Raw genomic sequence first — 22007 nt, forward strand, 5'->3', positions numbered from 1 at the left:
CTGCTGCCGCCCGAGGGCGTCGTGGAGTACCCCTCCTGGGAGACACTGCCGCACGAGCGGCTCAGCCCCCGCAGCGACACCGTGGGCCGCCGCCTCGCCGTGCTGCGCAGACTCGCCCACCCCCGCCCCGACGACCCCGGGACCGGTCCGGTCTCCGTCGTCGTCGCGCCCGTGCGCTCGGTGCTCCAGCCGCAGGTCAAGGGCCTGGGCGACCTGGAGCCCGTGGCGCTGCGGACCGGGCGGAGCGCCGACCTGGGGGACGTCGTCGAGGCCCTCGCCGCCGCCGCGTACTCGCGGGTGGAGCTGGTGGAGAAGCGCGGCGAGTTCGCCGTGCGCGGCGGCATCCTGGACGTCTTCCCGCCCACCGAGGAACACCCCCTGCGCATCGAGTTCTGGGGCGACGACGTCGAGGAGATCCGCTACTTCAAGGTCGCCGACCAGCGCTCCCTGGAGGTCGCCGAGCACGGCCTGTGGGCCCCGCCCTGCCGCGAGCTGCTGCTCACCGAGGACGTGCGCGCGCGTGCCCGCGCCCTGGCCGAGCGCCACCCCGAGCTCGGCGAACTGCTCGGCAAGATCGCCGAGGGCATCGCCGTCGAGGGCATGGAGTCCCTCGCGCCGGTCCTGGTGGACGACATGGAGCTGCTGCTCGACGTGCTGCCCAAGGGCGCGATGGCCGTGGTGTGCGACCCGGAGCGGGTGCGCACCCGCGCGGCCGACCTGGTGGCGACCTCCCAGGAGTTCCTCCAGGCCTCCTGGGCGGCCACCGCCGGCGGTGGCGAGGCGCCCATCGACGTGGGCGCGGCCTCCCTGTGGTCCATCGCGGACGTCCGGGACCGGGCGCGCGAGCTGGACATGATGTGGTGGTCCGTCTCGCCCTTCGCCGCCGACGAGACGGCGTACGAGGGGGACGGCGACACCCTCAAGCTGGGCATGCACGCGCCCGAGACCTACCGGGGCGACACCGCGAAGGCCCTCGCGGACACCAAGGGCTGGCTCGCCGAGGGCTGGCGCGCGGTGTTCGTCACCGAGGGCCACGGCCCGGCCGCCCGCACGGTGGAGGTGCTCGGCGGGGAGGGCATCGCGGCCCGTCTGGACGCCGACCTCGGGGCGCTCTCGCCGTCCGTGGTGCACGTGGCGTGCGGCTGCATCGACCACGGCTTCGTCGACCCCGCCCTGAAGCTGGCCGTGCTCACCGAGACCGACCTGTCAGGCCAGCGCACGGCCACCCGGGACGGCGCGCGGATGCCGGCCCGCCGCCGCAAGACCATCGACCCGCTGACCCTGGAGGCCGGCGACTACATCGTCCACGAGCAGCACGGCGTGGGCCGCTACATCGAGATGGTGCAGCGCACCGTGCAGGGCGCGACCCGCGAGTACCTGGTGGTGGAGTACGCCCCGGCCAAGCGCGGCCAGCCCGGCGACCGCCTCTACATCCCCACCGACCAGCTCGAGCAGATCACCAAGTACGTCGGCGGCGAGGCGCCGACCCTGCACCGGCTCGGCGGGGCGGACTGGACGAAGACCAAGGCGCGCGCGAAGAAGGCGGTCAAGGAGATCGCCGCCGACCTGATCAGGCTGTACTCGGCGCGCATGGCGGCCCCCGGGCACGCCTTCGGCGCCGACACGCCCTGGCAGCGCGAGCTGGAGGACGCCTTCCCCTACGCCGAGACCCCCGACCAGCTGACCACGATCGCCGAGGTCAAGGAGGACATGGAGAAGTCGATCCCGATGGACCGCCTGATCTGCGGCGACGTCGGCTACGGCAAGACGGAGATCGCGGTCCGCGCCGCCTTCAAGGCCGTCCAGGACGGCAAGCAGGTCGCGGTGCTGGTCCCGACGACGCTGCTGGTGCAGCAGCACTTCGGCACGTTCTCCGAGCGGTACGCGCAGTTCCCGGTGAACGTCAGGGCGCTCTCCCGCTTCCAGACCGACACCGAGGCCAAGGCGGTCCTGGAGGGTCTGCGCGACGGCTCGGTGGACGTGGTCATCGGCACCCACCGCCTGTTCTCCTCCGAGACCAAGTTCAAGGACCTCGGCCTGGTCGTCGTCGACGAGGAGCAGCGCTTCGGCGTCGAGCACAAGGAGCAGCTGAAGAAGCTGCGCGCCAACGTGGACGTGCTCACCATGTCCGCGACGCCGATCCCGCGCACCCTGGAGATGGCGGTGACGGGCATCCGCGAGATGTCCACGATCACCACGCCGCCGGAGGAGCGGCACCCGGTGCTGACCTTCGTCGGCCCCTACGAGGAGAAGCAGATCGGCGCGGCGATCCGGCGCGAACTGCTGCGCGAGGGCCAGGTCTTCTACATCCACAACCGGGTGGAGTCCATCGACCGGGCCGCCGCGCGGCTGCGCGAGATCGTCCCCGAGGCGCGGATCGCCACCGCCCACGGGCAGATGTCCGAGCAGGCGCTGGAGCAGGTGGTCGTGGACTTCTGGGAGAAGAAGTCCGACGTGCTGGTCTCCACGACGATCGTGGAGTCGGGCATCGACATCTCCAACGCCAACACCCTGATCGTGGAGCGCGGCGACAACTTCGGCCTGTCCCAGCTGCACCAGCTGCGCGGCCGCGTGGGCCGTGGCCGCGAGCGCGGTTACGCCTACTTCCTCTACCCGCCGGAGAAGCCGCTCACCGAGACGGCCCACGAGCGCCTGGCGACCATCGCCCAGCACACCGAGATGGGCGCGGGCATGTACGTGGCGATGAAGGACCTGGAGATCCGCGGCGCGGGCAACCTGCTCGGCGGCGAGCAGTCCGGGCACATCGCGGGCGTCGGCTTCGACCTGTACGTGCGCATGGTCGGCGAGGCCGTCGCCGACTACCGGCGGCAGCTGGAGACCGGGGAGATCGAGGAGGAGCCGCCGCTCGAGGTCAAGATCGAGCTGCCGGTCGACGCGCACGTCCCGCACGACTACGCGCCCGGCGAGCGGCTGCGGCTGCAGGCCTACCGGTCGATCGCCTCGGCCAACTCCGAGGACGACATCAAGGCCGTACGCGAGGAACTGACCGACCGCTACGGCAAGTTGCCCGAGCCGGTGGAGAACCTGCTGCTGGTGGCCGGGCTGCGCATGCTCGCGCGGGCCTGCGGGGTCGGCGAGATCGTGCTGCAGGGCGCCAACATCCGCTTCGCTCCGGTGGAGTTGCGCGAGTCGCAGGAGCTGCGCCTCAAGCGGCTGTACCCGGGCTCGGTCGTCAAGCCGGCCGTGCACCAGGTCCTCGTCCCGCGCCCCAAGACCGCGAAGGTCGGCGGCAAGCCGCTGGTCGGCCGCGGACTGCTCGGCTGGGTGGGGGAGTTCCTGGCGTCGGTCCTGGGGTCGTAGTCACCGCGCAGACGCCGCGGCGCGCGTGCCCCCCACGCGCCGCCTGAGCCGGACATCTTCCCCGCTACCGTGGGCACCAGCAAGACATGCCCGCGTCAGGGGCGGGCCCGGCGAGCAGGGGAGAAACACACGTGAGGCGTCTGAGGGGCGGGGCGGCCGTAGCCGTAGTGCTGGCGTTCACGGTGGCGGGGTGCAAGGGCGGCGCGATGCCCGCGGACGGCGGACCCTCGGGTTCCGCCGTCCCGACGGCCGGCAACGCCCGGGCCGTGAGCCCGCTCGACAATCCCGACGGCACCAGGCCCGGGCTGGCGCCGATCACCTCCGCCGCTGACAAGGCGAAGGCGCGGTCCGTGATCGGGAAGGTGGCGACCAAGGGACGCGGGCCGAAGACGGGTTACGCGCGCGACGAGTTCGGCTACGCCTGGATGGACTCCGCCCCGGGGAACATCCCGTTCGCCCACAACGGCTGCGACTCGCGCAACGACCTCCTCAAGCGCGACGGCGAGGACGTCCGCTTCCGGTCCGGCTCCAACTGCGTCGTCACCTCCATGACGCTGCACGACCCGTACACCGGCAAGACCATCGAGTGGTCCAAGTCCCACGCCGCGAAGGTGCAGATAGACCACGTCATGCCGCTCTCCTACGACTGGCAGATGGGCGCCTCGCGCTGGGCCAAGGGCAAGCGCGAGGACATAGCCAACGACCCGCTCAACCTGATCCCCGTGGACGGCCCCGCCAACGGCGCCAAGAGCGACTCGGGCCCGGCCACCTGGCTCCCCCCGAACAAGCAGATCCGCTGCTCCTACGCCCTCCGCTTCGCCCAGGTCTCCCTCAAGTACGCCCTCCCCGTGACCCCCGCCGACAAGCAGACGATGCTGCGGCAGTGCGGGGGCTGACGTCAGGCGGTGGCGGGGAAGGCGGCCGCGAAGTGGGGGCCGTCCGTGCGGTGCTGGACCGGGAAGGTGATCTTCAGGGCCTTTTCCTGGCCGGGGACTGTCAGGTGGGTGACGTACTGGAGGCCCAGGAAGGCCTTTTTCGAGCCGGCCGCCGTCACGTACCGCAGCGGCAGGTCCAGGACGAGGGCGCCCGGCTTGCCGCCGCGGTTGCCGTCGAGGAACAGCACGCGGCGGTCGGTCAGGACGACGTACATCGGGCGGGGCGTGACCGTGGCGATCACCGTGCCCGCGCTGAGCGCGCCGACCACCGCGGCGGTGACGGCGCGCCTGCGCACGGAGACCGAGCCGACACCGGCCAGGCTGGTCAGCCGTATCTCCTCCCCCTGGACCAGCAAGGGAGCTGTGGCGTCGAGCAGTTGGCGGGCGCGCCGGGCGTTGAGGGACATGGACTCGGGACTCCTTCGAAGCGGTGGAGCGGGTGAAGCGGGAGGAGTGACCGAGCGGCCCGGGCCGGCGCGACGGCGGGACGTTCCAGGACGCGCGGTCAGCGTCCGTACGGGTAGCCGTACGGGCCCTGTTGCGGTGCCGGCGCCATCGGAGCCGCCCCGTAGGGAACGGCCGGCCTCGGCAGCCGCCGGTCGAACATGGCGAACAGCAGCATCGCCGACGCCGTCAGCAGGCACAGGATGATGACGATGCCGAGGACGGCACTGGAGTCGCCGTCGTCCGGCAGGACGGACAGTCCCGTCACGGTCGCCACCTCGTACACCATGAACGCCGCGAACGCGCCCCAGTCCGACCCCCGGCCGCGGCGGATCGCCACGTACAGGAACGGCACCCACACCAGCAGGCCCAGCGAGAACCAGACCAGGACCGACCAGGCGATCCGCTGGAACCAGCCGGCCTCCAGCCGCTTTTCCATCTCCACCCCCCACACTCGCCCCGCCGCACCGGCGGAGTCGTAGCAGGGGGAAAGATTAAGCCACCGCGCGCCGCGCGGTGAGGGGCGTGTTCGCGTGCGGGGGTTCAGGACGCTTTGCGCAGCGCCCCGAGGAGCCGTTCGGCCAGCTTCCGCGCCGTCGCCGCGCCGTTGTCGTGGCCGTCCGTCGACAGCACGCTGACGACGTCGGTGCCGGACCGGGCCGCGATCAGCGTGGTGCCGTTCTCCCAGGCCGGGTCGGTGAGGGTCAGCGTGTAGGCGCCGTCGCCCAGTCCGGACACGGCACGGCCGGCGACCTTCACCTTGGAGTGGGTCTGGGAGTCCGTGAAGGAGGGACAGGCCTTGGCCGTCGCCTCGACCGCCTTGAGGACGCCGGCCGCCGTCGTGCCCCGGTAGGCGTCGATCTCCTGGGCGATGTCCTCGGAGGTGTTCTTGTTCACGTAGTCGTTCTGCGCGAAGGACACCCCGGTGACGCCGGTGATCGCGATCCAGCTCGTCCCGTCCAGCTTCGAGCAGTCCGGCTCGGCCGCCGGCGCCGTCGACGGGGGCGTGTAGGTGTCGCCGGAGTCCCGGGCCCCGCTGGGGTCGACCGCGAAGCCCGTGCCGAAGAACGAGGCCGGCGCGAGCGCCTTCTTCAACTGGGCGCCCGTGAGCAGACCGGCGTTCGGGTCCTTCGCCGGGGCGGCCGAGGACTTGGTGTCACCGGACTGCCCGGAGGAACCGGAGGAGCCGCAGGCCGCGAGGGCCAGGGGAAGCGCCGCCAGCACGAGAGCACGGGCGGCACGGGACGGGAGGTGCATGTGATTCCTTGGACTGGGCCACTGAGGGGGGCGGCCAGCGGACCATACGGCACACAGCGGGCGCACAGTGCGTGCAGGGAGCAAGTATTGACGGAATTTGCCGCCGCTTGGGCTCATATTGCACACGGCAAGGGTTTGCGATGGGCGCTCCTTGGCCGTCCGCCGGTACCGTGCGATCTCCGTGCGCCGCCTCCTGGCGCACCCGAGTACAGGGGTGGGGATGGCCGAGCACCGGCAGTCGAAGAAGCGCAGGTACCTGACCTGGACCGTGGCCGGCGCCGCGGTGCTCGCGGGCGCCGGGATCGCCGCGCAGACCTCCATGGCGGCCACCACCTGGCCCGCCCAGAAGACCTTCACCGGCCACGCCTTCGACACCTGCGCCGCACCCTCGCTGAACGCCATGAAGGCCTGGCACACCGGCTTCTACGGCGCCGCCGCCGTCTACGTCGGCGGCAAGAACCGCGGCTGCGCCCAGCCCAACCTCACCGCCTCCTGGGTGAAGTCCGTCAGCTCCCTCGGCTACAGGCTCATCCCCATCTACGTCGGCGCCCAGCCGCCCTGCCAGAGCGGCTCCAACCCCGAGAAGCTCACCGCCTCCACCGCCGCCTCCCTCGGCACCAGCGACGCGAGCGACGCGGTCGCCAAGGCCTCCGCGCTCGGCATGAAGGCCGGCAGCCCGGTCTACCTCGACATGGAGCCGTACGACATCACCGACAAGTCGTGCAACGACGCCGTACTGACCTACGTCCGCGCCTTCGACAAGCAGCTGCACGCCAAGACCTACCGGGCCGGCTTCTACGGCTTCACCAGCTCCAGCGCCAAGGCCATCGCCACCGCCACCGACAGGACGGACCTGCCCGGCAACCTCTGGTACGCCCTGTGGGACAAGAATTACACGACCACCACCGACTGGCCCTGGGGATCGGGCCAGTACACCAACCACAGCCGCGGTCACCAGTACATGGTCAACAGCAAGGAGACCCGCAACGGCTACACCATCACCGTCGACCGGGACGCCTGGGACGGCCCGGTCGCGATCACGGGCTGAGCCCGGGGCCCGCGGGCGGGCGCGGCGGTGCCCGAACTCCTGGTGAATCGTTGGTCCAATGGGTTGGCCGGAGCCCGGCCGCTGCCTACCATCGATCATCGCAAGACCTTGTGCGCCCGCCCGTCGCCCGACCACCACCCCTGGTGGAGGCGCTGCGCGCCGCACCTGTCGTTGCAAACTCTCCCGGGAGGTCTCCTTGCACCGCCGCCGTCGCACCGCGCTCGTCCTGTCCGCCGCGATCGCCGCGACGGCCCCGCTCCTGGCCGCCTGCGGAAGCGAGGCACACCCGGGCGCGGCCGCCGTGGTCGGCGGACAGCGGATCACCGTCGCCGAACTGCAGAGCAGGGTGGGCGAGGTGCGCCAGGCGCAGCGGGCCGCGATCCCCGACACCGCGCAGTACGAGCAGGTCGTCGCCAAGACCGGCACGCTCACCCGGGACACCCTGCACCAGATGGTCCTCGACCGGGTCCTCGACCGCGCCGCGCGGGACGCGGGCGTCGGCGTCAGCCGGCGCGAGGTGCAGGAGATGCGGTCGGGCCTGGAGCGGCAGGCGGGCGGCGCGAAGGCGCTGGAGACCGCCTGGCTCCAGCAGTACGGAGTGCCGCCGCGGCGCCTCGACGACAACCTGCGCCTCCAGCTCGAGGCCCAGAAACTCGCGGCGAAACTCGGCACCGACACCAGCCGGCCCGCCTTCTGGAAGGCCCTGTCCACGGCATCAGGCGAGCTGAGGATCGACCTCAACCCGCGCTACGGCAGCTGGGACGTGCAGAAGAGCAGCCGAGTGGAGGCCAGGACGCCGTGGCTGCGGGACGTCTCGACGGCGGCGGCACAGCAGCAGGCGTAAGAGGGCGGATCCCCGCCTGTGGACAACCCGGGCGCTGTCGCCGCCGTGCGTTACGTTCGGAGCGTGAACACCACCAGCGCCCACGCCTCCCGCCCCGAGGTCCCCGTCCCCGGCCGTGTCGTCCTGCTCACCACCAGCCACCGGGTGGCCCCCGGACTGCTGTCGTGGCCGGCCTGGCAGGCGCTGCACTCGGCCGACCTGGTGCTGTGCGCGGACGGGGCCCATCCGCAGCTGCCGTATCTGCGCGAGGCGGGCATAGCCGTCGAGGAGGCGGCGCCGAGCGCGGAGGAAGTCCTGGACGCCTGCGCCGGCGGGCGCACGGTGGTGGTCGTGGCCACCGGCGAGGGCGAGCCCGCCCTGACCGACGGCCTCGCCCGCCTCGCCGGCTCCGGCCGCGTGGCGATGCCCGAGCTGGAGCTGCTGCCCGCCTCCTACGACCTGCCGGGCGCCCGGCTGCTCGACCTCGTCCAGGTCATGGACCGCATCCGCGCCGAGTGCCCGTGGTCGTCCCGGCAGACCCACGAGGGCCTGGCGAAGTACGCCATCGAGGAGGCGTACGAACTGGTGGAGTCGATCGAGGACGGCGACCGGGACGAGCTGCGCGAGGAACTGGGAGACGTGCTGCTCCAGGTCGTCTTCCACGCCCGGATCGCCGAGGAGGACCCCGAGGAGCCCTTCTCCGTGGACGACGTCGCCGGCGGCATCGTCGCCAAGCTGATCCACCGCCACCCGCACGTGTTCGGCGACGAGACCGCCACCACCCCCGAGGAGGTCAAGGAGCACTGGCTGCGCACCAAGGCCGAGGAGAAGCGCCGCGCCTCCGTGACCGACGGCGTCCCCCTCGGCCAGCCCGGACTCGCCCTCGCCGCGAAGCTGGCCTCCCGCGTGCGCACGGCGGGCCTGGACGTCCCCTTCCCCGAGGGGGAGGGCATCGGCTACGAACTGCTGGCCCTGGCCGCCCGTGCCGAGGCCCGGGGCGTCGACCCGGAGGCGGCCCTGAGAGCGGCGGCCCGCACCTACCGGGACGCGATCAGAACCACGGAACGGGCCTGACGAACCGGCGTCGTGCGATGGAGAGGTTCTAGGGTCGGTCACATGCACGACCAGCCTGCGTCCATCCCCGCCCCGACTTCCGACCGCGGTACGCCGCCCGAGCTGTTCACCTGGGAGTTCGCGAGCGACCCCTACCCGGCCTACGCCTGGCTGCGCGAGCACGCCCCGGTGCACCGCACCCGCCTGCCCAGCGGCGTGGAGGCCTGGCTGGTCACGCGCTACGCCGACGCCCGGCAGGCCCTCGCCGACCAGCGGCTCAGCAAGAACCCCGCGCACCACGACGAGCCCGCGCACGCGAAGGGCAGGACGGGCATCCCGGGCGAGCGCAAGGCGGAGCTGATGACCCATCTGCTCAACATCGACCCGCCCGACCACACCCGACTGCGACGGCTGGTGAGCAAGGCGTTCACGCCCCGCCGGGTCGCCGAGTTCGCACCACGCGTGCAGGAGCTGACCGACGGGCTCATCGACGGCTTCGCCGGGCGCGGCACCGCCGACCTGATCCACGAGTTCGCCTTCCCGCTGCCCATTCACGCCATCTGCGACCTGCTCGGCGTCCCGCGCGAGGACCAGGACGACTTCCGGGACTGGGCGGGCATGATGATCCGGCACGGCAAGGGCCCGCGCGGCGGCGTCGCCCGGTCGGTGAAGAAGATGCGCGGCTACCTCGCCGACCTCCTCCACCGCAAGCGCGCGGCCCTGCCCGACGAGCCCGCGCCCGGCGAGGACCTCATCTCGGGCCTGATCCGCGCCTCCGACCACGGCGAGCACCTCACCGAGAACGAGGCCGCGGCCATGGCCTTCATCCTCCTGTTCGCGGGATTCGAGACCACGGTCAATCTCATCGGCAACGGCGCCTACGCCCTGCTCACCCACCCCGGCCAGCGCGAGCGGCTGCAGTCCTCCCTGGCGGCCGGGGAACGCGGCCTGCTGGAGACGGGCGTGGAGGAACTGCTGCGCTACGACGGGCCGGTGGAGCTGGCCACCTGGCGGTTCGCCACGGAGCCGCTCACCATCGGCGGCCGGGACATCTCTCCCGGCGACCCGGTCCTGGTCGTCCTCGCCGCCGCCGACCGGGACCCGGCGCGGTTCCCCGGACCGGACACCCTCGACCTCGCCCGCGCCGACAACCAGCACCTGGGGTACGGGCACGGCATCCACTACTGTCTCGGCGCCCCGCTCGCCCGTCTGGAGGGCCAGACCGCGCTCGCCACCCTCCTCACCCGCCTGCCGGACCTCCGGCTCGACGCCGATCCGGACGAGCTGCGGTGGCGCGGCGGCCTCATCATGCGCGGGCTGCGGACGCTGCCGGTCCGGTTCGCCCCCGGCTGAGCGGGTTCCGGAAGCGGTTTCACGACACCGCGTCTGACGAGCGCAAACATGACACACGTTCAACTATGTGATCTTCACGTGATCTGCGCGGCATTAACTTGTGACAAGTGATCGACAGCCGATACCTTCACGCATCAGCGTGGCGCGGAGTACCTCCGGCCGCGTGGGTCACCGCTGTCGCACGAAAGGTCTCCGCATGCTCTCCGGGAACGGTCGTCACCGTCGCCCCCGTCAGGCTCCGGCCCTCCTCGTCGCCGCCGGCGTGACCGGCTCCGCCATCGCCATCCCGCTGCTGGGCGCCAGTGCCGCGAGCGCGGCCGACGGCACCACGTGGGACAAGGTGGCGGAGTGCGAGACCGGCGGCTCCTGGAGTGCCGACAGCGGCAACGGCTTCTACGGCGGGCTGCAGTTGACCCAGGACGACTGGGAGAAGTACGGCGGCCTCTCCTTCGCGGCCAGCGCCGACCAGGCCAGCCGGTCCCAGCAGATAGCCGTGGCCGAGAAGATACTCGCCGACCGCGGTCCCGGCGCCTGGCCGACCTGCGGTCTGCTCTCCGGGCTCACCAAGGACTCCGGTGCGGCGAACGTCGACACCGGCGTGGCCGACCCGTCTTCCGGTTCGTCCGGCTCCTCCGGCTCGTCCGGAAGCTCCGGGGCGAGCGACCACGGTCTGTCCGACTCCTCCCAGGGTTCCGACGGCTCGACCGGTTCATCCGGTTCATCCGGTTCGTCCGACCCCTCGGCCAAGCCCTCCGACGCGTCCGGCTCGTCCGGTTCATCCGCGAAGCCCGGATCGTCCACCGAGTCTCCCTCGAAGTCCTCGACTCCGGCCCCCACTTCCGGCAAGACGGACCAACCGGCCAAGTCCGGCACGGCTTCCGGCGCCGGTGACTCCGGTACGCCCGCCGCCTCGCCCTCCGTGAGCACGGAACCGGGCGAGTCGGGCAACTACGGCCAGAGTGCCGGTTCTTCGGCCCTCGTGGACACCGGTGCCCTCGGCGGCGGCCGGCACCGCGGCGGCAGTGCCGCCGAGGACCCGGACGCCGACGACGCGGCCGCCTCCTCCGGCCGTCACGCCTCGCGCGGCGGCGAGGACGTCCGCACCCTCGCCGACACCACGTACACCGTCCGCTCCGGTGACTCCCTCGCGTCCATCGCCGACTCCCTTTCCGTCAGCGGCGGATGGCGCGCGCTCTACGCCGCCAACGAAAAGGCCATCGGCGCCGACCCGAACCACATCGTGGCCGGTCAAAGCCTGGATGTCCCGGTCGAAAACGCCCAGAAGTAGCGGGAGTTCACGTCACACTTCGCGCCGAATGTCCCTTTCGGTGAAAGTGTGGGATGAGTCTCAGAAGCCCTGATCGTCTTTGAAATTCGACGGATCGCGTGTCTACGGTCGTGACCGCTCGCCACCGCGAGCCCCGGCGGTCGCAACGCCGAATCCTGCCAGCGGCCGTACGGGAACAGTCGTCGCGTCAAGCGCCGTGGGCAGGAGCGGGGGACCCAAGGTAAGTGCCGCGCCGGGCAGTTCGCCGGAGCGGCTGGGGGTGAAGCCGTGCCTCACGAAGGGGCACGGCCGGGCAACTCAACCGGCCCGAACCCGACAGCTCACCTCGCAGGCGTCGGTGAGGGGATCCATCCATGCTGTTCTCCAGCAAGGGCAAGCACCGCCGTCCGTCCAAGGCCACCCGCGCCATCGCGCTCGCCGGTGTCACCGGCGCCGCCGTCGCCGCCCCGCTGATGGCGGCCGGCAACGCCTCCGCCGCCACCGCCTCCGAGTGGGACGCGGTCGCCCAGTGCGAGTCCGGCGGCAACTGGTCCATCAACACCGGCAACGGCTTCTACGGCGGCCTGCAGTTCACCAACTCCACCTGGGCCGCGTACGGCGGCACGGCCTACGCCTCGCGCGCCGACCTCGCCTCCAAGTCCCAGCAGATAGCCGTGGCCGAGAAGGTCCTCGCGGGCCAGGGCAAGGGCGCCTGGCCGGTCTGCGGCAAGGGCCTGTCCGGCGCCGCCTACACCGGCAGCGCCCCCTCCTCGTCGAGCGGCGGCTCCACGAAGAGCACCACCACGACCCGCTCCACCGAGCAGCAGGCCGCCAACCGCTCCGCGACGCGTCCGGCCCCGAAGAAGACCGTCACCACCCCGACCGGCAAGAAGGTCAAGAAGGGCGACGGCGAGTACAAGGTCGTCACCGGCGACACCCTCAGCTCCATCGCCGCCGCGCACCACGTCAAGGGCGGCTGGGAGAAGCTGTTCCAGCTGAACAAGGACATCGTCGAGGACGCCAACCTCATCTACCCGGGCCAGCAGCTGCACCTGAAGTAACGGCCCGCCCAGCTCCCCGTCCCGGTGCGTGTTCCCCCGTACGCACCGGGACGGGGCTTTTGCGTTCCCGAAGCGGCCCCGCCACCTCCCCCTTTGTTCCGTGAGGGAACAATGTGTACCGTCACCCTGTCCACGGGACGGTCGGTCGGTCGGCCGGCGGCCCGCGGCGGTTAGGCTCTAGTCGCAAGGCACTCCAGCCGCGCACCTCAAGCGTCACATCCCAGAAGGAGATGCTCGTGCCGTCCATCGACGTCGTCGTAGCCCGGGAAATCCTGGACTCCCGAGGCAACCCCACGGTCGAGGTCGAGGTCGGCCTCGACGACGGCAGCACCGGCCGTGCCGCCGTCCCGTCCGGCGCCTCCACGGGCGCCTTCGAGGCCATCGAGCTCCGCGACGGTGACCCGGGCCGCTACCAGGGCAAGGGCGTCGAGAAGGCCGTCCTCGCCGTCATCGAGCAGATCGGCCCGGAGCTGGTCGGCTACGACGCCACCGAGCAGCGCCTGATCGACCAGGCCATGTTCGACCTGGACGCGACCGACAACAAGGGCTCGCTGGGCGCCAACGCCATCCTCGGCGTCTCGCTCGCCGTCGCCCACGCCGCCTCCGAGGCCAGCGACCTCCCCCTCTTCCGCTACCTGGGCGGGCCCAACGCGCACCTGCTGCCGGTGCCGATGATGAACATCCTGAACGGCGGCTCGCACGCCGACTCCAACGTGGACATCCAGGAGTTCATGATCGCCCCGATCGGCGCGGAGTCCTTCTCCGAGGCCCTGCGCTGGGGCGCCGAGGTCTACCACACCCTGAAGAAGGTCCTGAAGAGCAAGGGCCTGGCCACCGGCCTCGGTGACGAGGGCGGCTTCGCCCCGAACCTCGGCTCCAACCGCGAGGCCCTCGACCTCATCCTCGAGGCGGTCAAGGAGGCCGGGTACGCGCCCGGCGAGCAGATCGCCCTCGCGCTCGACGTCGCCGCCTCCGAGTTCTACAAGGACGGCAAGTACCTCTTCGAGGGCAAGGAGCGCTCCGCCGCCGAGATGACGGAGTACTACGAGGAGCTCGTCGCGGCGTACCCGCTCGTCTCCATCGAGGACCCGCTGTTCGAGGACGACTGGGCCGGCTGGAAGGTCATCACCGACAAGCTCGGCGACAAGGTCCAGCTCGTCGGCGACGACCTGTTCGTCACCAACCCCGAGCGCCTGGCCCGCGGCATCGAGGAGGGCACCGCCAACGCCCTGCTGGTGAAGGTGAACCAGATCGGTTCGCTCACCGAGACCCTCGACGCCGTCGAGCTCGCCCAGCGCAACGGCTTCAAGTGCATGATGTCCCACCGCTCCGGCGAGACCGAGGACGTCACCATCGCCGACCTGGCCGTCGCCACCAACTGCGGCCAGATCAAGACCGGCGCCCCGGCCCGCTCCGAGCGCGTGGCCAAGTACAACCAGCTGCTGCGCATCGAGGAGATCCTCGACGACGCCGCGGTCTACGCCGGCCGCTCGGCCTTCCCCCGCTTCAAGGGCTGAACCGCTGAGCCGTTGAGGGTCAAGCCTTAGCCAGTCGTACGTACGTCCCCGTACCGGTCCCGTACCGTGTCCGGGGGCGTACGCGCGTATGCGTGCGACCGGAAGGCGCACGAACGGGAGGCGGGACAATGGCCGTGAAGGACCGGGACCGGTTCTCCACCGCGACCAGGCTGAGGCTGCTCGGGGAGCAGACCGCGGCCCGGGTCTACCGCTCCCAGACCCGGCGGCAGGCCCGCCGCTCCCGTCTCACCGGCCGCGCGGCGCTCCTCGCGCTCGTGTTGTGCTCGATGGTGGTCGCCCTGGCCTACCCGATGCGGCAGTACGTCTCCCAGCGCGCCGAGGTCGCCGACCTGCAGCGGCAGAAGCGGCAGGCGCAGGAGCGGGTCGAGCAGCTGCGCGACCTCAAGGCCCGCTGGCAGGACGACTCCTACGCCGAGCAGCAGATCCGTCAGCGGCTGCACTACGTGCTGCCCGGGGAGACCGGCTACACCGTGGTCGACCCCGGCGCCGCCAAGCAGTCCCGCGCCGAGCAGGGGACGGCCCGCCGCCCTTGGTACACGAACGTCTGGTACGGCGTGGACAAGTCCGACGCCGCCCACCGGTGAACCGACAGAGAGATCTTCGTACAGGCATGCAAACCCCTCCGCCGCCCACCCCGCGCACCGAACCCACCGACGCGGACGTCGAGGCATTCAAGCAGCAGCTCGGGCGGCCGCCGCGCGGACTGCGCGCGATCGCGCACCGGTGCCCCTGCGGGCAGCCGGACGTCGTCGAGACGGCCCCGCGGCTGCCCGACGGCACGCCCTTCCCGACGCTGTACTACCTGACCTGCCCGCGCGCCGCGTCGGCCATCGGCACCCTGGAGGCCGAGGGCGTGATGAAGGAGATGACGGAGCGGCTGGCCACCGACCCCGAGCTCGCCGCGGCATACCGCGCCGCGCACGAGGACTACATCCGGCGCCGGGACGAGATCGAGGAGCTGACCGGCTTCCCGAGCGCGGGCGGCATGCCCGACCGGGTCAAGTGCCTGCACGTGCTGGTCGCCCACTCGCTGGCCGCGGGACCCGGTGTGAACCCGCTGGGCGACGAGGCGATCGCCCTGCTGCCCGAGTGGTGGCGCAAGGGCCCGTGCGTGACGGTGCCGGACGAGTGCGAGAAGGACGAGAACGGCCACAAGGACGAGGAGGGGGGCCGGTGACCCGGGTCGCCGCCGTCGACTGCGGTACGAACTCCATCCGTCTGCTCGTCGCGGACGCGAACCCCGAAACGGGCGAACTGGTCGATCTGGACCGGCGCATGACCATCGTGCGGCTCGGCCAGGACGTCGACCGCACCGGCCGGCTCGCCCCCGAGGCGCTGGCCCGCACCTTCGCGGCCTGCCGCGAGTACGCCGAGGTCATCAAGGAGCACGGCGCCGAGCGGCTGCGCTTCATGGCCACCTCCGCTTCCCGGGACGCCGAGAACCGGGACGAGTTCGTGCGCGGGGTGGTGGAGATCCTGGGCGTCGAGCCCGAGGTCATCACGGGCGACCAGGAGGCGGAGTTCTCCTTCATGGGCGCGACGCGGGAGCTGACGGGGCGTGACGACCTGACCCGGCCGTTCCTCGTGGTGGACATCGGCGGCGGCTCCACGGAGTTCGTGGTGGGCGACGACCATGTGCGCGCCGCGCGCTCGGTGGACGTGGGCTGCGTCCGTATGACGGAGCGTCACCTGGTGCGTGACGGGGTGGTGAGCGACCCGCCCACCGAGGGGCAGATCGCCGCCATACGGGCCGACATCGAGGCCGCGCTCGACCTCGCCGAGGAGACGGTCCCGCTGCGCGAGGCGCACACCCTGGTGGGCCTGGCCGGTTCGGTGACCACCGTGTCGGCGATCGCGCAGGAACTGCCCGAGTACGACTCGGCGGTCATCCACCACTCCCGCGTCTCGCGCGACCGCGTCCGCGAGATCACGGAGGCGCTGCTCCACGCCACACACGCCGAGCGGTCCGCCATCCCGTCCCTGCACCCGGGCCGGGTCGACGTGATCGGTGCGGGCGCCCTGGTGCTGCTGGCGGTCATGGAGCGGATCGGCGCCCGGGAGGTCGTCGTCAGCGAGCACGACATCCTCGACGGGATCGCCTATTACGCGGCCGAGTCACCGTCGTAGGCCACCCGGACGGCATCGCCCGGCTTCGGCCCGACGCCTACAGGTTGCGGTAGAGGTCCCGCCGGTCGCCCACCTTGACGACGGGGATGACGAGTTCACCGTCGTTGATCTGGTAGGCGACCCGGTAGCTTCCAACCCGGAGCCGGTGGAGCCCCGACGGGCCGGTGACGGTGCCCGCGGTGCGGCGGCCACCGGACGTCCCGGCACCGGGACGGTCTCACGCACCTCCTCGGTGACCACGTGCCTGCGCAGCCGTGCCCGACCCGCCTCACGGCGCTCCACACCCACCGTGAGGCCGGTGAGGCCGACGAGACGCGGGCCGGGGCCGCAGGCGCCCTGTAGGCGGTCCAGGAGCGTGGCCCGTCGCCCCGGGCGCGCCCGGGCCGCGCGTCACGGCGGGGGCGTGAGCCCCGTCTCTTCGCGGCCTCGACGCTACTGATCGGTAGCCTCGCTTGAGCGGTTTGGGTAACGTGTGAGCGAGGTTCCGGGCCCTCCCGGTGGCCTGCGACGACACCCCGCCGGAAAACTTCGTGAAGTTCTTCACAAGGATTTCGGCCGAGCCGGGGGATTCAAGGACCCTCGTTGCCCCGTCCGGGGACTCAAGGGCCCTTGACGGGTGCTCGCGAGAGTGCCTTCCGCTTCCCGTCCGGGTGCCGGATGAGGTCCCCCCGGAGGGCCGCCGAGGTGCCAAGTGGCAGCTCACGCGCCCTTGACAACGGTCGCAACCGGACAACGACGCCCATGGACCATCATGACCCCGGTCATGGGGGCCGCGGAGTCTAACACAGGGTCTGTCCGAGCTTGTGAAGGGGCGCACGAGCGACCCCCCTGAGGCAGGTGGATACTCGATCCCATGAGCACCACGGAGCGTCCCAGGATCCTCGTAGTAGGCGGTGGGTACGTAGGCCTGTACGCAGCTCGGCGCATCCTCAAGAAGATGCGCTACGGCGAGGCGACCGTCACGGTCGTCGACCCCCGGTCGTACATGACCTACCAGCCCTTCCTCCCCGAAGCCGCCGCCGGCAGCATCTCCCCGCGTCACGTCGTCGTCCCGCTGCGGCGCGTGCTTCCCAAGGCGGAGGTCCTCACCGGCCGGGTCACCACCATCGACCAGGACCGCAAGGTCGCCACGATCGCGCCGCTCGTCGGCGAGGCGTACGAGCTGCCGTTCGACTACCTGGTCATCGCGATGGGCGCGGTCTCCCGCACCTTCCCGATCCCCGGCCTCGCCGAGCAGGGCATCGGCATGAAGGGCATCGAGGAGTCCATCGGCCTGCGCAACCACGTCCTTGAGCAGCTCGACAAGGCCGACTCCACCACCGACGAGGAGATCCGCCGCAAGGCGCTCACCTTCGTGTTCGTCGGCGGCGGCTTCGCCGGCGCCGAGACCATCGGTGAGGTCGAGGACATGGCCCGGGACGCGGCCAAGTACTACAACAACGTGTCCCGCGAGGACATGCGCTTCATCCTCGTCGACGCCGCCGACAAGATCCTCCCCGAGGTCGGCCCGAAGCTCGGCCAGTACGGCAAGGAGCACCTCGAGGGCCGCGGTGTCGAGGTCTACCTCTCCACCTCGATGGACTCCTGCGTCGACGGCCACGTGGTGCTGAAGAACGGCCTCGAGGTCGACTCCAACACCATCGTCTGGACCGCCGGCGTCAAGCCGAACCCGGCCCTCGCCCGCTTCGGCCTGCCGCTCGGACCGCGCGGCCACGTCGACTGCGAGCCCACCCTCCAGGTCAAGGGCACCGACTACATCTGGGCCGCCGGCGACAACGCCCAGGTGCCCGACCTCGTCGGCCGCAAGGCGGGCAACGAGAACGCCTGGTGCCCGCCGAACGCCCAGCACGCGCTGCGCCAGGCCAAGGCCCTCGGCGACAACGTGGTCTCCGGCATGCGGGGCTTCCCGCAGAAGGAGTACAGCCACGCCAACAAGGGCGCGGTCGCGGGCCTCGGCCTGCACAAGGGCGTCGCGATGATCGTCATGGGCAAGATGAAGATCAAGCTGCGCGGCCGGCTGGCCTGGTACATGCACCGCGGCTACCACGGCCTGGCGATGCCCACCTGGAACCGGAAGATCCGCGTCTTCGCCGACTGGACCCTGGCCATGTTCCTCAAGCGCGAGGTCGTGTCCCTGGGCGCCATGGAGAACCCCCGCGAGGAGTTCTACGAGGCCGCCAAGCCCGCGCCGGTCGCCGCCGCGAGCTCGACCGGTCAGAAGGCCAAGGCCTCCTGACGCCCCGTCGGTGACCGTCCCGCGGGGGACCGTCACGCGGGGAGCATGAGGGAGCGTCCCGAAGGGGCCGCCCGCCATCCGTGGTGCGGGCGGCCCCTTCGGCGTGTCCGGGTCCACGCGCGCGGCCCCGCGGGCCCGGAATACGTGGTCTCTACAAGTGTTTTGCCCAGTCGTAACCCCATTGCGGGACTGCGCGGTGGGCCCGTTGGTGTTTACGTGGTGGATGACATTCCGGCGTTCGTCGTCACGGAGGTGTGCACCATGCCCGACGCCGCGCTGCGGCTCACGAGACTGCTCGAACAGTTGATGGGAACACCGATCCCGGTGCGCCTGCGTGCCTGGGACGGCTCCGAGGCCGGCCCGCCCGGGGCGCCGACGCTCGTCGTGCACAACCGTCGCGCGCTGCGGCGACTGCTGTTCAAGCCGGGCGAACTCGGCCTCGCCCGCGCCTGGGTGGCCGGCGACGTGACCATCGAGGGCGACCTGTACCGCGTCCTCGGACTGCTCTCCGGCCTCATCTGGGAGCGCGGCGAGGACGCCCGCGGCCTCGCCGCGGCGCTGCGCGACCCTGAGGTCCGCGCCGCCGTCCGCGGCCTGGTGAAGCTGGCCGGCCCCCCGCTGCCGCCCGCCCCGCCCCCCGAGGAGGTCCGCCGCCCCGGCCACCTGCACACCCGGCGCAGCGACAAGCGTGCCATCAGCCACCACTACGACGTCGGCAACGACTTCTACGAACTCGTCCTCGGCCCGTCCATGGTGTACTCCTGCGCCTACTGGCCGGCCCCCGAACCCGCCGCCACCCTCGAACAGGCCCAGCACGACAAGCTCGAACTCGTCTGCCGCAAGCTGGACCTGAAGCCCGGTCAGCGCCTGCTCGACGTCGGCTGCGGCTGGGGCTCCATGGCCATCCACGCGGCCCGCGAGCACGGCGTGAGCGTCGTCGGCGTCACCCTCTCCCAGGAGCAGGCCGCCTACGCCCGCAAGCGCGTCGCCGACCAGGGCCTCACCGACAAAGTGGAGATCCGCGTCCAGGACTACCGGGACGTGACCGACGGGCCGTACGACGCCATCTCCTCCATCGGCATGGCCGAACACGTCGGCGCCGCCCGCTACCTGGAGTACACACGGGCCCTGTACGCCCTGCTCAAGCCCGGCGGGCGGCTGCTCAACCACCAGATCGGCCGCCGCCCGCAGGGCGACGAGTCGTCGTACCACGTGGACGAGTTCATCGACGCCTATGTCTTCCCCGACGGCGAACTCGCCCCCATCGGCACCACCGTCACCCAGCTCGAGCGGGCGGGCTTCGAGGTGCGCGACGTGGAGTCCCTGCGCGAGCACTACGCCCTGACCCTGCGCCGCTGGGTCGCCAACCTGGAGGCTGACTGGGCGCGCGCGGTGCGGCTCACCAGCCCCGGCCGGGCCCGCGTCTGGAAGCTCTACATGGCGGCCTCCGCGCTCGCCTTCGAGCGCAACCGCATCGGCGTCAACCAGGTGCTGGCGGTGCGGTCCCCGGAGTCCGGCGACTCCGGGATGCCGCTGCGCGCCCGCACATGGGGAGCGCCGGCCGTACAGCAGTAACGACGAACGGGCCCCGTTCCGCCGCGGATGCTCGCGGCGGAACGGGGCCCGAAGTCGCTCCCGGCTACTCGGACTTGATGGCCTGGAGCATGTTCAGCCGGGCCGCGCGCCGGGCCGGCCACAGCGCCGCGAGCACGCCGACCGTGGCCGCCAGCAGCAGGAACACCGCCATCCGCGCCCAGGGCAGCACCAGTTCGTACGTCGCCATCCTGGTGCCGAGCAGCTCACCGGCCGCCCAGCCGAAGAACACCCCGAGCCCGATCCCGAGCACCCCGCCGAACAGGGAGATCACCAGGGACTCCAGGCGCACCATCCGCTTGATGCCCCGGCGGTCCAGGCCGATCGCGCGGAGCATGCCGATCTCCTGGGAGCGCTCGAACACCGACATCGCCAGCGTGTTGATGACGCCGAGGACCGCGACGATCACCGCCATGGCGAGCAGACCGTAGAGCATGTTCAGCATCAGCGTGAACATCTGCGCGATGCTGTTGGAGATGTCCTTCTTGTCCTGCACCTTGATGGCCGGGTTGGAGCCGAGGGCCTCGGTCAGCCGGTCCTTGGCCGCGCTCGAGGCGCCGCCGGCCGTCTTGACCATGACCTGCATGTCGGCCGGGTCCTTGACGTGGGGGGTGAGGGTGGCGTTGTCGAGCATGATCCCGCGGATCATCTCGTTGCCCTCGTAGACCCCGGCGACGGTCAGGCGCTGCTTGCGGTGGTCCTCGTAGGAGACGGTGAAGGCCGAACCGGCCTTCCAGCCGTGCGACTTGGCGGTCTTGTCGTCCACGACGACCCGGGTGCCGCCGACCGTGAAGGCCCCGTCGTCGACCTTCAGGTCGGTGAGCTTCGCGATCGCCGAGCCGTCGACGCCGGTGAGGTACTCGGTCTCGCCGCCGATCCGGGAGGGCGCGTTGCGCAGCGGGCTGGTGGCGGTGACGCCCTCGGTGGCGGCGAGCTTCCTGCCGACCTCCGGGGAGAGGGAGTTGCCGTTCGCCATCGACACCACGTAGTCCGCGCGGATCGCGGCCGAGGCCATCTTGTCGATCGAGTGCTGCAGGCTGCCCGCCATCACCGTCATGCCGGTGATCAGCGTCAGGCCGATCATCAGAGCGGAGGCCGTGGCCGCCGTACGGCGCGGATTGCGCACCGAGTTCTGGCGGGCCAGCCGGCCTGAGACCCCGAAGGCGCGCAGCAGCGGGGCCGCGGCCGCGATCAGCGGGCGGGACAGGAGCGGGGTCAGGATGAACACGCCGATGATGAGCAGGACCGCGCCCAGACCCATCGGGGCCTGCCCGTCGGAGCCGTTCATCGTGGTGGCCGCCAGGACCACGGCGACACCGGCCGCCGAGAACAGCGCGCCGAACGTGTTGCGCAGCACCAGCGACTTGGTGGTCGCCTTGGCGTGCACGCTGCTCATCGCCGCGACCGGCGGGATCTTGGCGGCCCGGCGGCCGGGCAGCCACGCGGCCAGCATGGTCACGAGGACACCGACCGCCAGGGCGGCGGCGACCGTGCCGGGCGTGATGACCAGCGGCCCGTCGGGCACGGTCGCGCCCAGCGACCCCATGAGGGACCTCAGTCCGGCGCCGATGCCGATGCCCGCGACCAGGCCGGTCACCGCGGCGACCACGCCCACCACGAACGCCTCGATCAGCACGGACCGCGTGACCTGCCGCCGGGAGGCGCCGACCGCGCGCAGCAGCGCCAGCTCCCGGGTGCGCTGGGCGACCAGCATGGTGAAGGTGTTCGCGATGATGAACGTGCCCACGAAGAGCGCGATGCCCGCGAAGACCAGCAGCCCCTGCCGCAGGCCGCTCATCGAGGCGGAGATCATCCGCGCCTGGTCGTCGGCGAGCTTCCGCCCGGTGGTCGTCTCCGTCTTCCCCGCGGGCAGCGCCCGGTCCAGCTGCGCCTTCAGCGCCGCCTGGCTGGTGCCCGCCTTCGCCCGCACGTCGATCTCGTCGTACGTGCC

General features: G+C 71.6%; 18 protein-coding genes, 1 pseudogene and 1 riboswitch. Of the genes and pseudogenes, 14 read left to right on the forward strand and 5 right to left on the reverse strand.

Translation table 11 applies throughout. The features are described from left to right. The coding region (mfd, locus tag IE249_RS24740) for a transcription-repair coupling factor (protein WP_229859212.1) at positions 1-3321 on the forward strand (3321 nt) is incomplete at its 5' end. A 131-nt stretch (positions 3322-3452) separates the two neighbouring features. After that, on the forward strand, positions 3453-4217 hold the full coding sequence (locus tag IE249_RS24745; protein WP_189708037.1) for an HNH endonuclease family protein: 765 nt from the start codon (positions 3453-3455) through the stop codon (positions 4215-4217). 2 nt (positions 4218-4219) lie between these two features. Here IE249_RS24745 and IE249_RS24750 read toward each other — a convergent pair whose 3' ends face one another. The 3 genes from IE249_RS24750 to IE249_RS24760 all read right to left on the reverse strand — a co-directional run bounded on the left by IE249_RS24750 (position 4220) and on the right by IE249_RS24760 (position 5957). After that, entirely contained in the window at positions 4220-4663 is a 444-nt protein-coding gene (locus IE249_RS24750) for a hypothetical protein (protein ID WP_189708040.1), read from the reverse strand. Between the two features lie 98 nt (positions 4664-4761). Further along, on the reverse strand, positions 4762-5139 hold the full coding sequence (locus tag IE249_RS24755) for a hypothetical protein (RefSeq protein WP_189708042.1): 378 nt from the start codon (positions 5137-5139) through the stop codon (positions 4762-4764). A 104-nt stretch (positions 5140-5243) separates the two neighbouring features. Beyond that, complete coding sequence (locus IE249_RS24760) at positions 5244-5957, reverse strand: hypothetical protein (protein WP_189708044.1); 714 nt, start codon at positions 5955-5957, stop codon at positions 5244-5246. A gap of 220 nt (positions 5958-6177) precedes the next feature. Here IE249_RS24760 and IE249_RS24765 point away from each other — a divergent pair, with 220 nt between their 5' ends. From IE249_RS24765 to IE249_RS24810, 10 genes are all read left to right on the forward strand, one after another. After that, the gene (locus tag IE249_RS24765; protein ID WP_189708046.1) at positions 6178-7005 is read left to right on the forward strand and encodes a glycoside hydrolase domain-containing protein; all 828 of its coding nucleotides are present in this window, start codon (positions 6178-6180) and stop codon (positions 7003-7005) included. A 196-nt stretch (positions 7006-7201) separates the two neighbouring features. Continuing rightward, complete coding sequence (locus IE249_RS24770) at positions 7202-7849, forward strand: SurA N-terminal domain-containing protein (protein WP_189708048.1); 648 nt, start codon at positions 7202-7204, stop codon at positions 7847-7849. Positions 7850-7912: 63 nt separating this feature from the next. Beyond that, a complete protein-coding gene (locus IE249_RS24775) occupies positions 7913-8902 on the forward strand; it encodes a nucleoside triphosphate pyrophosphohydrolase (RefSeq protein WP_189708050.1) in 990 nt (329 codons plus the stop codon). Positions 8903-8944: 42 nt separating this feature from the next. Further along, the gene (locus IE249_RS24780; protein WP_189708052.1) at positions 8945-10234 is read left to right on the forward strand and encodes a cytochrome P450 family protein; all 1290 of its coding nucleotides are present in this window, start codon (positions 8945-8947) and stop codon (positions 10232-10234) included. A gap of 196 nt (positions 10235-10430) precedes the next feature. Beyond that, positions 10431-11522: a LysM peptidoglycan-binding domain-containing protein gene (locus IE249_RS24785; RefSeq protein WP_189708054.1), complete on the forward strand. Its 1092-nt coding sequence runs from the start codon at positions 10431-10433 to the stop codon at positions 11520-11522. 182 nt (positions 11523-11704) lie between these two features. Beyond that, positions 11705-11871: riboswitch (cyclic di-AMP (ydaO/yuaA leader) on the forward strand. A gap of 4 nt (positions 11872-11875) precedes the next feature. Next, on the forward strand, positions 11876-12562 hold the full coding sequence (locus IE249_RS24790; RefSeq protein ID WP_189708056.1) for a LysM peptidoglycan-binding domain-containing protein: 687 nt from the start codon (positions 11876-11878) through the stop codon (positions 12560-12562). A gap of 236 nt (positions 12563-12798) precedes the next feature. Then, entirely contained in the window at positions 12799-14079 is a 1281-nt protein-coding gene (gene eno / locus IE249_RS24795; RefSeq protein WP_444544812.1) for a phosphopyruvate hydratase, read from the forward strand. A gap of 128 nt (positions 14080-14207) precedes the next feature. After that, positions 14208-14684 (forward strand): FtsB family cell division protein, encoded by a 477-nt coding sequence (locus IE249_RS24800; RefSeq protein WP_189708060.1) that lies wholly within the window; start codon positions 14208-14210, stop codon positions 14682-14684. A 26-nt stretch (positions 14685-14710) separates the two neighbouring features. Next, positions 14711-15277 carry a DUF501 domain-containing protein gene (locus IE249_RS24805; RefSeq protein WP_189708062.1) on the forward strand — a complete coding sequence of 189 codons (567 nt, stop codon included), beginning with the start codon at positions 14711-14713 and terminating at the stop codon, positions 15275-15277. Continuing rightward, positions 15274-16227: a Ppx/GppA phosphatase family protein gene (locus IE249_RS24810; RefSeq protein ID WP_189708064.1), complete on the forward strand. Its 954-nt coding sequence runs from the start codon at positions 15274-15276 to the stop codon at positions 16225-16227. Before IE249_RS24805 ends, IE249_RS24810 begins: the two co-directional genes overlap by 4 nt. Before the next feature lie 37 nt (positions 16228-16264). Here the strand turns inward: IE249_RS24810 and IE249_RS24815 are convergent. Then, positions 16265-16396: pseudogene (locus IE249_RS24815) on the reverse strand (type II toxin-antitoxin system RelE family toxin); the annotation flags it as partial. Positions 16397-17080: 684 nt separating this feature from the next. On the opposite strand from IE249_RS24815, the gene IE249_RS24825 reads away from it, so the two are divergent. After that, the gene (locus tag IE249_RS24825; protein WP_189708066.1) at positions 17081-18463 is read left to right on the forward strand and encodes an NAD(P)/FAD-dependent oxidoreductase; all 1383 of its coding nucleotides are present in this window, start codon (positions 17081-17083) and stop codon (positions 18461-18463) included. A 261-nt stretch (positions 18464-18724) separates the two neighbouring features. Beyond that, positions 18725-20038, forward strand: coding sequence for a class I SAM-dependent methyltransferase (locus IE249_RS24830; protein ID WP_189708191.1), 1314 nt, complete (start codon positions 18725-18727; stop codon positions 20036-20038). 64 nt (positions 20039-20102) lie between these two features. Here the strand turns inward: IE249_RS24830 and IE249_RS24835 are convergent. Then, a partial coding sequence (locus tag IE249_RS24835; protein ID WP_229859214.1) for an ABC transporter permease occupies positions 20103-22007 on the reverse strand: 1905 nt, incomplete at its 5' end.

Origin of the sequence: Streptomyces anandii JCM 4720 (genome assembly GCF_014650655.1) — a bacterium.
Classification (GTDB): Bacteria; Actinomycetota; Actinomycetes; order Streptomycetales; family Streptomycetaceae; genus Streptomyces; species Streptomyces anandii.